General features: G+C 43.3%; 15 protein-coding genes. All 15 read left to right on the top strand.

Going from position 1 to position 13510, the window contains the following annotated elements; translation table 11 throughout:
• Positions 1-41 precede the first annotated feature (41 nt).
• The 15 genes from rpoC (at position 42) to rpmC (ending at position 13510) form a co-directional block, all read left to right on the top strand.
• Positions 42-4283 carry a DNA-directed RNA polymerase subunit beta' gene (gene rpoC, locus J0L60_15080; GenBank protein ID MBN8547455.1) on the top strand — a complete coding sequence of 1414 codons (4242 nt, stop codon included), beginning with the start codon at positions 42-44 and terminating at the stop codon, positions 4281-4283.
• Positions 4284-4495: 212 nt separating this feature from the next.
• Positions 4496-4882 (top strand): 30S ribosomal protein S12, encoded by a 387-nt coding sequence (locus J0L60_15075; GenBank protein MBN8547454.1) that lies wholly within the window; start codon positions 4496-4498, stop codon positions 4880-4882.
• Between the two features lie 6 nt (positions 4883-4888).
• On the top strand, positions 4889-5356 hold the full coding sequence (gene rpsG / locus J0L60_15070; GenBank protein MBN8547453.1) for a 30S ribosomal protein S7: 468 nt from the start codon (positions 4889-4891) through the stop codon (positions 5354-5356).
• 25 nt (positions 5357-5381) lie between these two features.
• Positions 5382-7481, top strand: coding sequence for an elongation factor G (gene fusA / locus J0L60_15065; GenBank protein MBN8547452.1), 2100 nt, complete (start codon positions 5382-5384; stop codon positions 7479-7481).
• A gap of 39 nt (positions 7482-7520) precedes the next feature.
• On the top strand, positions 7521-8726 hold the full coding sequence (gene tuf, locus J0L60_15060; GenBank protein ID MBN8547451.1) for an elongation factor Tu: 1206 nt from the start codon (positions 7521-7523) through the stop codon (positions 8724-8726).
• Positions 8727-8800: 74 nt separating this feature from the next.
• Entirely contained in the window at positions 8801-9109 is a 309-nt protein-coding gene (gene rpsJ / locus J0L60_15055; protein ID MBN8547450.1) for a 30S ribosomal protein S10, read from the top strand.
• Between the two features lie 17 nt (positions 9110-9126).
• On the top strand, positions 9127-9750 hold the full coding sequence (gene rplC, locus J0L60_15050) for a 50S ribosomal protein L3 (GenBank protein ID MBN8547449.1): 624 nt from the start codon (positions 9127-9129) through the stop codon (positions 9748-9750).
• 12 nt (positions 9751-9762) lie between these two features.
• Complete coding sequence (gene rplD, locus J0L60_15045; GenBank protein ID MBN8547448.1) at positions 9763-10407, top strand: 50S ribosomal protein L4; 645 nt, start codon at positions 9763-9765, stop codon at positions 10405-10407.
• The gene (gene rplW / locus J0L60_15040; GenBank protein ID MBN8547447.1) at positions 10408-10698 is read left to right on the top strand and encodes a 50S ribosomal protein L23; all 291 of its coding nucleotides are present in this window, start codon (positions 10408-10410) and stop codon (positions 10696-10698) included.
• A 21-nt stretch (positions 10699-10719) separates the two neighbouring features.
• Complete coding sequence (gene rplB / locus J0L60_15035) at positions 10720-11544, top strand: 50S ribosomal protein L2 (protein ID MBN8547446.1); 825 nt, start codon at positions 10720-10722, stop codon at positions 11542-11544.
• Positions 11545-11556: 12 nt separating this feature from the next.
• Positions 11557-11844 (top strand): 30S ribosomal protein S19, encoded by a 288-nt coding sequence (gene rpsS / locus J0L60_15030; protein MBN8547445.1) that lies wholly within the window; start codon positions 11557-11559, stop codon positions 11842-11844.
• A gap of 11 nt (positions 11845-11855) precedes the next feature.
• Positions 11856-12218: a 50S ribosomal protein L22 gene (gene rplV, locus J0L60_15025; GenBank protein MBN8547444.1), complete on the top strand. Its 363-nt coding sequence runs from the start codon at positions 11856-11858 to the stop codon at positions 12216-12218.
• Between the two features lies 1 nt (position 12219).
• A complete protein-coding gene (gene rpsC / locus J0L60_15020; protein ID MBN8547443.1) occupies positions 12220-12861 on the top strand; it encodes a 30S ribosomal protein S3 in 642 nt (213 codons plus the stop codon).
• A gap of 18 nt (positions 12862-12879) precedes the next feature.
• A complete protein-coding gene (rplP, locus tag J0L60_15015; protein MBN8547442.1) occupies positions 12880-13302 on the top strand; it encodes a 50S ribosomal protein L16 in 423 nt (140 codons plus the stop codon).
• Positions 13303-13306: 4 nt separating this feature from the next.
• Positions 13307-13510: a 50S ribosomal protein L29 gene (gene rpmC, locus J0L60_15010; GenBank protein ID MBN8547441.1), complete on the top strand. Its 204-nt coding sequence runs from the start codon at positions 13307-13309 to the stop codon at positions 13508-13510.

The raw sequence follows: 13510 nt of genomic DNA, 5'->3' as shown, positions 1-13510 counted from the left end.
TTAAATAATTTGCAAACAGATACTCGGAAGGAGTTTTTTATATGTCATTAAGATTGCCGGAAAATGTAATAAAAGATGTTAATTCTATTACTATTACATTGGCGAGCCCCGATGATATACTTGATAGATCCCATGGCGAGGTTACAAAACCTGAAACCATAAATTATAGATCGTTCAGACCTGAAAAGGACGGGCTTTTCTGTGAGAAAATATTCGGGCCTACGCGTGACTGGGAGTGTTACTGTGGCAAGTATAAAAGGATCAGATACAAAGGTATCATCTGCGACAGATGCGGTGTTGAGGTTACTCAGAAGAGTGTACGAAGAGAAAGAATGGGCCATATCGGCCTTGCCGTTCCCGTAGTACATATCTGGTTCTTCAAATCGCTGCCATCGAAAATTGGAAATCTTTTGGGCTTCAGCTCAAAGGAACTTGAAAAAATAGTTTATTATGAGTCGTATGTCGTTATGAATCCGGGACCTACAGGTCTCAGGGTAAACGATCTCATTACCGAAGATCAGTATTCAGAAATCCAGAAATCACTGCCTGTTGGTAATGATAAGCTGGCTGATAATGATCCTAATAAATTTTATGCCAAAATAGGCGGAGAAGCAATCCGCGAGCTTCTGAAGAACCTCAATGTAGAGGAGAAATTCTATGAACTCAAAGATCAGCTCAGCCGTGAAGGCTCACAGCAGAAAAAAGAAGAATTACTTAAGAGACTAAGAGTAATTGAGGCTTTCCGTACCAAGGAAGACAAACTTGAGAACAAACCTGAATGGATGGTTCTCAACTACATTCCTGTGATTCCACCCGAGTTGCGACCATTGGTTCCCCTCGAAGGCGGAAGGTTTGCCACCAGTGATCTTAACGATCTCTACAGAAGAGTAATCATTCGTAACAACCGTCTTAAGAGACTGATTGACATTAAGGCTCCCGAAGTAATTCTCAGAAATGAGAAAAGAATGCTTCAGGAAGCCGTTGATGCCCTCTTCGACAACTCGAGACGCGGTTCTGCAGTAAGAAGCGATAACAACAGACCGTTAAAATCGTTGAGCGACATGCTCAAAGGTAAACAGGGTCGTTTCCGCCAGAACCTCCTCGGAAAAAGAGTTGACTACTCCGGCAGATCGGTTATCGTTGTGGGTCCTGAACTGAAACTTCATCAGTGCGGTCTCCCAAAAGACATGGCATACGAACTTTTCAAACCTCTTATCATCAGGAAGCTGATCGAGAGAGGGCACAACAAAACCGTTAAGAGTGCCAAGAAGGTAGTCGAAAGAAAAGATCCTATTATTTGGGAGATTCTTGAAAAGATTATCGACGGACACCCAGTGATGCTGAACCGTGCTCCCACGCTTCACCGTCTTGGTATCCAGGCATTCCAGCCAAAACTCATCGATGAGAAAGCCATCAGGCTCCATCCGATGGTTTGTACCGCTTTTAACGCGGATTTTGACGGTGATCAGATGGCTGTGCATGTGCCTCTTTCAGATGAAGCTAAACTTGAAGCACAACTTCTTATGCTTTCGAGCCACAACATTCTTTCTCCACAGAACGGTAGCCCGATTGTTGTTCCTACACAGGACATCGTATTGGGTGTTTACTATCTGACAAAGAAAAGAGATGGTGACCTCGGCGAAGGAATGGTATTCAGTAATGATGAAGAGGTGGAAATAGCCTACAACAACAAAGTAGTCGGTCTCCATGCCAAGATCAAGGTAAGAATTGACGGCAAAATGATCGAAACCACTGTTGGAAGGGTTATCTTCAACAAAATTGTTCCCAAAGAAATGGGATTCTATAACCAGTTGCTCGTGAAGAAATCATTCGGTGCATTCGTAAACCTTATGTTCATGAGACTTGGAAATAAAGTAACTGCCAGATTCCTCGATGATTTGAAAGATCTCGGTTTCACATTTGCGATGAAGGGTGGACTTTCCATCTCTTTTAGTGATCTTGTGGTTCCCGCAGAGAAAGAATCTATTATCGGCGAAGCCAACAGAAAAGTTGAGCAGGTACTTAACGAGCATGAAAACGGCTTTATCACAGATACCGAGAGATACAACAAGATCATCGATATCTGGACACACGCAACCAATGATGTTGGTAAGGTTCTTATGGAGAAACTCAGAGAATCGAACCAGGGATTCAACCCCATTCACATGATGGTTGACTCGGGTGCGAGAGGTTCTTCGGAACAGGTTCGCCAGCTCGCAGGTATGCGTGGTCTTATGATGAAACCTCAGAAATCACTTACCGGTCAGGCAGGTGAAATTATCGAGAACCCGATCATCGCCAACTTCAAAGAAGGTCTTTCGGTACTCGAGTACTTCATCTCCACTCACGGTGCCCGTAAAGGTCTTGCTGATACTGCTCTTAAAACCGCAGATGCCGGATACCTTACAAGAAGACTCGTGGATGTTGCCCAGGATGTTATTATCACCCAGATCGACTGCGGTACCATTCTTGGTATCGAAATCTCCGCTCTTAAAGAAGCAGGAGAAGAACGCGAACCGCTTACCGAGAGAATTGTCGGTAGAGTTGCCCAGGGCGATATTTACGATCCAAGAACCGATGAACTGATTTGTGAAAACGGTTTAATGATTACTGAAGAGATTGCTGCTGTCATTGAAGATGCCGGACTCGATTCCGTTTATATCAGAACTGTACTCACATGTGAAGCTAAACATGGTGTATGCGCCAATTGCTATGGCAGAAACCTTACAAACGGCAAACTCGTGGAAATCGGTGAAGCTGTGGGCGTTATTGCTGCACAGTCAATCGGTGAACCGGGTACACAGCTTACACTCAGAACTTTCCACCTTGGTGGTACCTCTGCCCGTATCGCGACACAATCGCAGGTTGATACACCTGTTGAAGGTATTGTAAGGTACAACAGAGTAACATTTGTTGAGAAAGATTCGATCTTCGGCAAAGTAAAAGTGGTTACCGGACGAAGAGGAATCGTTGAAATAGTTGACAATAATGAAATTCTTCTCAGGAAGTTTGATGTTCCCTACGGTGCAGAACTGCTCGTGGATGAAAATCAAAAGGTAAGGAAAAAACAACCACTCTACTACCATGATCCTTATAATGCTCTGATTCTGTCAGATATCACCGGTGTGGTCAAGTTTGTCGATCTTATCGATAAATTTACCTACGAGCAGATTACTGATGATCAGACAGGCCATGTTCAGAAGGTTGTAATCGAACCAAAAGACAAATCTCTCTCCCCGTCAATCGTTGTTGAAAACGCTGATGGTGAAAAGAGATCGTTCAACATCCCTGCAAAAGCCTTCCTCTCTGTTGAAGAGGGTCAGGAAATACCTGCAGGTACAATTCTTGCCAAGATAGCAAAGCAGGCTTCGAAGACACGGGATATCACCGGTGGTCTTCCACGAGTAACTGAGCTGTTTGAAGCGAGAAATCCACAGGATCCTGCTATCATCGCAGATATCGAAGGTGTTGTATCTTTCGGTGCGAAGAGAAAAGGTACCCGTGAGATTATCGTAACGGCTGTTGACAAGTCTGACGAGAAGAAATACAATGTACAGATTAGTAAACATACACTCGTGCAGGAAGGTGATGAAATACCTGCCGGCGAGAAAATCATAGATGGACCGGTTGATCCGCATGACATCTTGAGAATCAAAGGTACAAACGCAGTACAGGAATACCTCGTGAACGAAATACAGGAAGTATATCGTTTGCAGGGTGTTAAGATCAACGACAAGCATATCGAGGTAATTGTGCGTCAGATGCTCCAGAAGATCAAAGTTGTACAGCCGGGTGACACCAGATTCCTCGAGGAGGATGTTGTTGATAAAGCCGAGTTTATGGAAGAGAACGAAAAAATGATCGAGTCTGTTATTGTAACCGACGCCGGTGGTTCTATTCTTAAACCCGGACAGCTCATCTCCAGAAAGAAGTTGTCTGAGATCAATTTGGAACTCAAAAAGAGAAGCAAACCGGAAATTCAGTATCGTGACGCTGAACAGGCTACTTTCGATCACATGTTGCTCGGAATTACCAGAGCTGCGCTCGAAACTGAAAGTTTTATCTCTGCCGCTTCATTCCAGGAAACCACAAAAGTACTGGCTAACGCAGCGATTCAGGCGAAGAGAGACACCCTTAGAGGATTAAAAGAGAATGTTGTAATGGGTCGTCTTATTCCGGCCGGAACAGGATTGAGAAAATACCGTTCACTCATCGTAAGAGATGAGGATGAAATGGCTATGGAAGCTTTGGAGAACGAAGCAGCCAAAATACCTTCAATCTGACATATTTTTAAGGGTCCCCGGAATGGATCGGGGACTCCCTCCTTTACTGATACCCCTCGGAATGGATCGAGGGTGTTGCTTCTGAGCAATTCAGAAGCCATAAAATAGTTTTATTTTTTAAAGTCAAGTGAAAAACCTTGACAATTAATTTATTTTATCCTATATTTGAAGTCTGAATTTTTTTAAGTTTTGGACAAAATCAGGAGTTCATTTTGCCTACAATCAATCAGTTGGTGAGGAAAGGTCGTAAGATCGTGCTTTCAAAAAATAAAGCACCGGCCCTTTCTGCCTGTCCTCAAAAAAGAGGGGTTTGCACCAGAGTTTACACAACAACTCCGAAGAAACCAAACTCGGCATTACGCAAAGTTGCGAGAGTTAGATTAACTAACCACATAGAAGTCACAGCCTATATACCCGGCGAAGGCCACAATTTGCAAGAGCACTCGATCGTTTTGATCAGGGGCGGCAGGGTTAAAGACCTTCCCGGTGTCAGGTATCACATCATTAGAGGAACGCTCGATTCCAATGGTGTATCTGACAGAAAACAGGGAAGATCCAAGTACGGAGCCAAGAGGCCCAAACAACAAAAAGGCAAGTAATCAGTTATGAGAAAAAAGAGAGCACCAAAAAGATATATAAAACCAGATCCAAGATTCGGTGATCATTCGCTGGCTAAATTCATAAATGCAATTATGGAAGATGGTCATAAAGAAACCGCAAGAACTCTGGTATATGATGCTTTTACAATAGTTGAAGAAAAAACTTCGAAACCGGGAATTGAAATCTTCAAAAAGGCAATTCAAAATTGCCAGCCCGTAATTGAAGTGCGCAGCCGCAGAGTCGGTGGAGCTACCTATCAGGTTCCGATGGAAGTCCGCCCTGAAAGAAGAATGGCTCTTGCTATCAGATGGATAAAAAAATATGCAACTGACAGAAAAGACAAATCGATGGCAACAAAGCTCGCAAACGAGTTTATTGATGCTTCGAACAATCAGGGCAACGCAATAAAGAAAAAAGATGATACCCACAGAATGGCCGAAGCCAACAAGGCTTTTGCTCACTTCAAGTGGTAGTGATTAAAAAGTAACAGAATAGATAATGAGCAAAAAGACACCTATAGATAGAGTTCGTAATATCGGGATCATGGCACACATTGATGCCGGTAAGACGACAACGACTGAAAGGATACTGTATTATACAGGCCGTTTGCACCGGATCGGCGAAGTACATGATGGTGCTGCGACTATGGACTGGATGGAACAGGAAAAGGAAAGAGGCATTACCATTACAAGTGCTGCAACCACATGTTTATGGAATGACCACCAAATAAATATTATTGATACTCCCGGGCATGTCGACTTCACAGTTGAAGTTGAGAGATCGCTCAGAGTACTGGATGGAGCAATAGCTCTGTTTTGTGCGGTAGGCGGAGTTGAACCACAGTCTGAGACTGTGTGGAGACAAGCCGATAAATATGGTGTTCCAAGAATTGCATTCATCAACAAGATGGACAGAATTGGCGCCGACTTTTATAACGCACTCGAAATGATTCGTGAACGGCTCGGAGCAAATGCCATTCCTTTGGCTTTGCCTATCGGTGCCGGAGATATCTTCGCAGGGGTAATTGATCTTATTGAATTCAAAGCCATCATGTATCATGATGATTCTCTTGGAAAAGAATTCGATATCATCGAGATTCCAAAAGACCTTACTGAGCTTGCACAGAAATACAGAACCGAGATGCTTGAAGCTGTCTCTGATGTCGATGATACCCTTCTGGTTAAATACCTGGATGGAGAAGAGATATCAGCCGCTGAAATAAGAACGGTTCTCAGAAAAGCTACAATTGAAAATGTTATTATACCGGTATTGTGCGGTGCCTCCTTCAAGAATAAAGGCATTCAGATGCTTCTTGATTCGGTAATCGACTTCCTGCCTTCTCCAATAGATGCAGCCAAGATTGAAGCCCACCACATCGGAATTAATGACCAGGTAACAAGAAATGTTACCGAAGATGAGAAGTTTACAGCGCTTGCATTTAAGATCATGAACGATCCTTATGTAGGAAAGCTGACCTTCTTCAGAGTTTATACAGGTAAACTTGAAGCCGGATCGTATGTTTACAACTCCGTATCCGGGAAGAAAGAAAGAATCAGCCGTTTGTTGCAGATGCATGCCAACCACCGTGAGGAAATTACACAGGTAAGGGCCGGCGACATTGGAGCAGCAGTAGGGCTTAAGTTTACAAGAACAGGTGATACCCTTTGTAGTGAAGACGATCCTGTGGTTCTTGAAAGAATGGTGTTTCCTGAACCTGTAATTCAGATTGCCATTGAGCCCAAAACTAAAGCTGATCAGGATAGACTTTCTGAATCTCTTTCAAAACTTGCTGATGAAGATCCGACATTCAGAGTCCATGTTGACGAAGAAACAGGACAGACCATCATCGCGGGCATGGGTGAGCTCCATTTGGAGATCATCGTTGACCGTCTGAGAAGAGAATTCAAAGTTGACGCAAATGTAGGCAAGCCACAAGTGGCTTACAGAGAGACAATTACTGAAAGTGTTGAAGCTGAAGGTAAATTTGTTAAACAGTCCGGTGGTAGAGGTAAATTCGGTCATGTATGGCTTGAAGTCAGCCCCAACGAACCCGGAAAAGGTTTCGAATTTATCAACGGTATCGTCGGTGGAGTTGTTCCTAAAGAGTATATACCTGCTGTATCAGCCGGTGTTCAGGAAGCAATGCGTAATGGTGTTGTAGCCGGATATCCAATGGTAGATATAAAAGTAAGACTTTTTGACGGCTCATATCACGATGTCGATTCCGATGAAATATCATTCAAGGTAGCCGGTTCAATGGGCTTCCAGATTGCAGCTAAAAAAGCCAAACCTGTTATATTGGAGCCAATAGTAGCGGTTGAAGTGGTTTCTCCGGAAGAATATCTCGGAGATGTCATGGGCGATCTGAACTCGAGAAGGGGAAGAATCGAAGGATTCTCAGCCAGAAAAGATGCTCAGGTGATCAAGGCTAAAGTTCCTCTTTCGGAAATGTTCGGCTATGCAACTGTTCTCAGGTCGATGACCCAGGGACGCGCAATATACACTATGCAGTTCTCGCACTATTCTGATGTGCCTAAATCAATTGCTGAAGAGATATCGGAAAAATCTTCCGGTAGAAGATCAGCTTCAACTGTCTGATAATTAAACCAAGCAGAAAAATTAATAGGAGATAAGCAGATGGCCAAAGAAAAATTTGACAGGTCTAAACCGCATGTCAACATTGGAACCATCGGTCATGTTGACCACGGAAAAACAACTTTGACAGCCGCCATTACGATGGCATTAGCAAACAAAGGCTTGTCGCAGGTTAGAACATTCGATTCTATCGACAACGCCCCGGAAGAAAAAGCAAGAGGTATAACAATCGCTACTGCGCATGTTGAGTACTCGACAGAGAACAGACACTATGCGCATGTTGACTGCCCTGGTCACGCGGATTATGTAAAGAACATGATCACCGGTGCTGCTCAGATGGACGGTGCTATCCTCGTAGTTGCTGCAACTGACGGACCGATGCCACAGACCAGAGAGCACATCCTTCTCGCAAGACAAGTAGGTGTTCCCCGTATCGTAGTGTTCCTCAATAAAGTTGACATGATGGAAGATGAAGAACTTCTCGAGCTCGTTGAAATGGAACTTAGAGAACTTCTCCAGAAGAATGAATTTGATGGTGACAACACACCTATCGTTAGAGGATCAGCTCTCCAGGCTCTCGAAGCCGGCGCAAGCAACGCTCCAACAGATGATGAAAGATACAACTGTATCTGGAATTTGATGGCAGCAGTTGACGAGTGGATTCTTCTCCCTGAAAGAAGTGTTGACAAACCATTCCTTATGCCGGTAGAGGATGTTTTCTCGATCACAGGTCGTGGAACAGTTGCTACAGGTAGAGTTGAAAGAGGCGAAATCGAGCTTGGAAAAGAAATCGAACTCGTAGGCCTTGGCCAGCACAAGAAAACCGTTATCACCGGTATCGAGATGTTCAGAAAAGAACTTGATAAAGCTCAGGCTGGTGACAATGCCGGTATCCTTATGCGCGGTGTTGGTAAAGATGAAATCGAGAGAGGTATGGTACTTGCCAAACCAGGATCGATCACTCCTCACACCGAATTCGAGTGCCAGGTTTATGTACTTTCGAAAGAAGAAGGTGGCCGTCACAAACCATTCTCGAATGGCTACAGACCACAGTTCTATTTCAGAACAACAGATGTTACCGGCGTTGTAACACTTGAAAACGCTGACGACATCGTAATGCCTGGTGACAACAGGTCAATGAGAGTTAAACTGATCTCCGAGATCGCTATGGAAGAAGGACTCAGATTCGCTATCCGTGAGGGTGGAAGAACTGTGGGTGCCGGAACCGTAACCAAGATCATCGAGTAAGAGAATCTTTATTGCATCACAGACGGGGAGGGTATCCCTCCCCTTTTGTGTCTTAAAAAACGAGGAAAATCAAAGTGGCCGGTAAGAAAATTAGAATTAAGTTAAAATCGTACGATCATATACTTATAGATAAATCGACCGAAAAAATAATTAAAACAGTTAAAAGTACGGGAGCTTCGGTTTCCGGTCCGATACCGTTGCCTACCCGTAAAACGATATACACGGTATTACGATCACCTCATGTCGACAAAAAATCGCGTGAACAATTTGAGACCCGTACACACAAAAGAATTATAGATATCCATAATTCTAGCGCTAAAACAATCGATTCTTTAGGTAAACTAGATATCCCTGCCGGAGTTGACATAGAGATTAAACTCTAAGGGATTGCGGAGAATATATGTTAGGAATACTTGGTAAAAAAATTGGAATGTCTGCTATATTTGACGATAATGGCAACAGAATACCTGTGACCATCATCGAGGCAGGCCCCTGCACCGTAACTGATGTAAAAAGTGTTGAAAGCAACGGCTACAACGCTATTCAGTTAGGCTTTGGTCAGGTTAAAGAGAAAAATTTGACCAAACCGGTCTTAGGTCACTTCAAAAAGAACAACCTTGAGCCGGTGCGTCATCTCAGAGAATTCCGCGTAGATTCCGTGGCAGAGTATAAAGTGGGTGACAGCATTGATCTCGGTATCTTTACTGTTGGAGAGAAAATAAAAGTCTCCGGCAAAAGTAAAGGTAAAGGATTTCAGGGCGTTATGAGAAGGCACGGTTTCGGTGGAGTCGGCGGAACGACACACGGTCAGTCTGACAGGTTAAGAGCACCCGGTTCTATTGGTGCATCATCTTATCCATCCAGGGTTTTCCCGGGTCAGAGAATGGCAGGAAGAATGGGAAATGATAATGTCTCAGTAAGAAATCTTCAGGTCATAAGAATCATTGCAGAGAAAAACATAATTTTAGTTAAGGGCGCTGTTCCGGGTGCCATAAATTCAATTGTAGAGTTATACAAAAAATAGTTCAGGTTAGAAATGTTAGTCGATGTTTATAAAACAGACGGTACAGTCTCCGGACAGGTAGAATTGAATGATGGAGTTTTCTCGGTAGAACCCAATCATCATGTACTCTACCTCGCTTCCAAGGTGTATCTTGCCAATCAAAGACAAGGTACTCATAAAAGCAAAGAAAGAGGCGAAATTAGAGGCGGCGGCAAGAAGCCTTGGAGACAAAAAGGAAGAGGCGGAGCGCGTGCCGGTACAACCAGATCACCATTGTGGGTGGGTGGCGGAAGAATCTTCGGTCCAAAACCAAGAGACTACCGGTTAAAAGTACCGCGCAAAGTTGCGATGCTCGCAAAGAGATCTGCTCTTTCGCTCAAGAATTCTGAAGAAAGATTGGTTGTTGTAGAAAACTTCACATATGAAGCACCCAGAACTAAAGACTTTGTTTCTTTGCTCCAGGCTTTAAAGCTTGATGGTAAAAAGGTTCTTGTTCTTACTTCTGAACACAATGAGAATGTTTACAAATCAGGTAGAAATATCGAGAGAGTAAAAGTTCTAAGTGTAAACAGTGTTTCTACATACGACATATTGAATAGCCAGGTATTGCTCCTTCAGTCAGGAGCGGTAGAATATTTTAACAATACTTATTCTAAAGAAAAGGCAGCGGCTGAGTAGATGAAAGAAGTATTAGTAAAGCCACTATACACTGAAAAAAGCGTTAAGATGCTTTCTGCCCGCAAATACGGGTTTGAAGTAAGCTGGAGCTCGAACAAAATTGAGATAGCAAACGCGATTGAAAAAAAGTTCGGTGTGAATGTAATATCGGTAAACACAATTAAAAACAGAGGCAAGGTAAAGACATCTTTCAGGAAAACCGGAAGGTTCACCGGAAAAACGCCTCGGTTCAAGAAAGCCTATGTTACTCTTAAACAGGGCGATAAGATTGAATTATTTGAACAAGCTTAGAAGCAGACCGGAGTTTGAGCAATGGCAATAAGAAAATATAAGCCCACTACACCCGGGACGAGATTTAGATCGGTTTCAGATTTTGCTGAAATTACTAAATCGACACCGGAGAAGTCTTTACTTCTTCCGTTGGACAAGTCGGGCGGTAGAAACAATCATGGCCGCGTGACTTCAAGACACAAAGGCGGTGGGCACAAAAGACAATATAGAATAATTGACTTCAAGAGGAACAAATTTGGTGTACCCGCAAAAGTCTTTTCTATTGAATACGATCCAAACCGTACCTGCAGAATAGCACTGCTCCACTATGAAGACGGTGAGAAAAGATACATTCTTGCTCCCGCCGGTATCAAAGTTGGTCAGAAAGTAACCTCTGGTCCGGGATCTGAAATTAAAGTTGGAAACGCCCTCCCTCTCAGAGAGATCCCTGTGGGAAGTTTTATTCACAATGTTGAATTAAAACCGGGTAAAGGCGGACAGCTTGCAAGAAGTGCCGGATCATCCATACAGCTAATCGCAAGAGAAAAAGAGATGGCCACATTGAAACTCCCTTCGGGTGAGGTGAGAGTGGTAAGAGTCGAATGTATGGCTACCTATGGTACAGTCGGAAATTCAGATCATGAAAATATAAGTTTAGGAAAAGCCGGCCGCAACAGATGGCTTGGCAGAAGACCGTTAAGCAGAGGCGTTGCCAAGAATCCGGTCGATCACCCGATGGGTGGTGGAGAAGGAAAGACTTCAGGCGGTGGTCACCCTGTTTCACCATGGGGTCAGGCTGCTAAAGGTCTGAAGACCCGTAAACGGAAAAATCCTTCCAACAGATATATTGTTAAACGCAGAAAGTAGTAGAGAGTAAGTATGCCAAGATCCATAAAAAAAGGCCCATTTATTCACTATAAGCTATTGAAAAAAGTACAGTTGCTTAATGAATCAGGACAGAAGAAGATCATTAAGACCTGGTCGAGAGCTTCGATGATAACACCGGACTTTATAGGACACACAGTTGCAGTGCACAACGGTAACAAAATGATTCCTGTATATGTCACTGAGAATATGATCGGGCACAAATTCGGTGAATTTGCTCCCACAAGAATTTTCAGGGGACACCCGGGTACCAAAGCAGAAAAAGCCTCAAGAGCTAGATAGGACGAAAGAAAATGGAAGCAAAAGCAACATATAGATTTATCCCATCCTCGCCAAGGAAAATGAGACTCGTTGTAGATCTCGTAAGAGGCATGAATGCAGTGAAGGCTATGGAGTCGTTACAGTTCCAGCCTAAACACGCTTCAAAAGATGCTTTGAAAGTTATCAAATCAGCAGTTTCGAACTTGATAAACAACAACGAAGAAGCCAGAATTCAACCGGAAAATGTTTACATAAAAGAAATATTTGTGAACAATGGTCCTGCAATGAAGAGGGTACTACCGGCACCAATGGGTAGAGCTTACCGCGTAAGAAAAAGAATGTGCCACCTTACGGTAGTAGTATCATCAATCAATATTAAAGGACAGGAGGCTTAAATTGGGTCAGAAAACTCATCCAATTGGAATCAGAGTTGGAATTATCAGAGGTTGGGAATCGAACTGGTTTGAAAACAAGAGTTATGCTGTAAAGCTTAAAGAGGATGATCAGTTAAGAAGTTATGTTAGAAGAAGACTGAAATCAGCCTCTGTTTCACGCATCGTGATCGACAGAACCACAAAGAATGTTATCGTTACGATACATACTGCAAAACCCGGTCTCGTTATCGGTAAGAGCGGTTCTGAAATTCAGAAGCTTGAAGAAGAATTGAAGCAGATTACCAATAAAGAAGTTAAAGTACAAGTATCCGAAATCAAAAAACCGGAACTCGATGCTTATCTCGTGGCAGAAAATGTTGCCCGTCAGCTTGAAGGAAGAATATCTTTCAGAAGAGCGATGAAGACAGCACTTTCATCCACTATGAAAGCAGGCGGTGAAGGGATAAAGATAATGTGCGCGGGTCGTCTTGGCGGAGCTGAGATGGCAAGAACAGAGCAGTACAAAGAAGGAAGAACTCCACTTCATACTCTCAGATCGGATATTGATTACGCCAACGGCAGAGCCGAAACCATTTATGGTTCCATCGGCATCAAGGTATGGATATGCCGCGGCGAGATTTTAGGTAAAAGAGTATCAGACTAAAATTCGGAGAATGCTGTCATGTTAATGCCAAAAAGAGTTAAATTTAGAAGAGCCCAACGAGGACGAATGACCGGTAAAGCCTATCGTGGCTCCTCGGTTTCGTTCGGAGATTTTGGTCTGAAAGCACTTGAACCGGCCTGGATTACCAGCCGTCAGATAGAAGCATGCCGTATCACTCTTTCAAGAAAAATGAAAAGAGACGGTAAAGTATGGATCAGAATATTTCCCGATAAGCCGGTATCCAAAAAACCTTTGGAAACTCGTATGGGTAAAGGTAAAGGCGCACCTGAGTTTTGGGTAGCAGTTATCAAACCGGGAAGAATTATGTTTGAAGTAGCAGGAGTAAGTGAAGCGATAGCCAAAGAAGCTTTGGGTACTTGCTCTTATAAACTCCCCATTAAAACCAAGGTCGTAGCCAGACCCGATTTCGAACAGGAGTAGAGAAATGAAGTTGAAAGAGATCAGAGAACTGACATCTGAAGAACTTAAAACCGCACTTGCTGAAAATTATGAAGCTTTGAACAACTTAAAGTTCAGAAATGCGCTGAAGCAAGAAGCAAATCCTGCTGCAATAAGCAACACAAGAAAAACTATTGCACGCCTTCTTACCATTAAGAAAGAGCGTGAATTAAAAGCTCAGAATAATTAA

Source organism: Ignavibacteria bacterium (assembly GCA_017302895.1).
GTDB lineage: Bacteria > Bacteroidota > Ignavibacteria > Ignavibacteriales > Ignavibacteriaceae > UTCHB3.
Note: the sequence above shows the minus strand (reverse complement) of the source record. Positions and strands in the feature narration are given on the sequence as shown.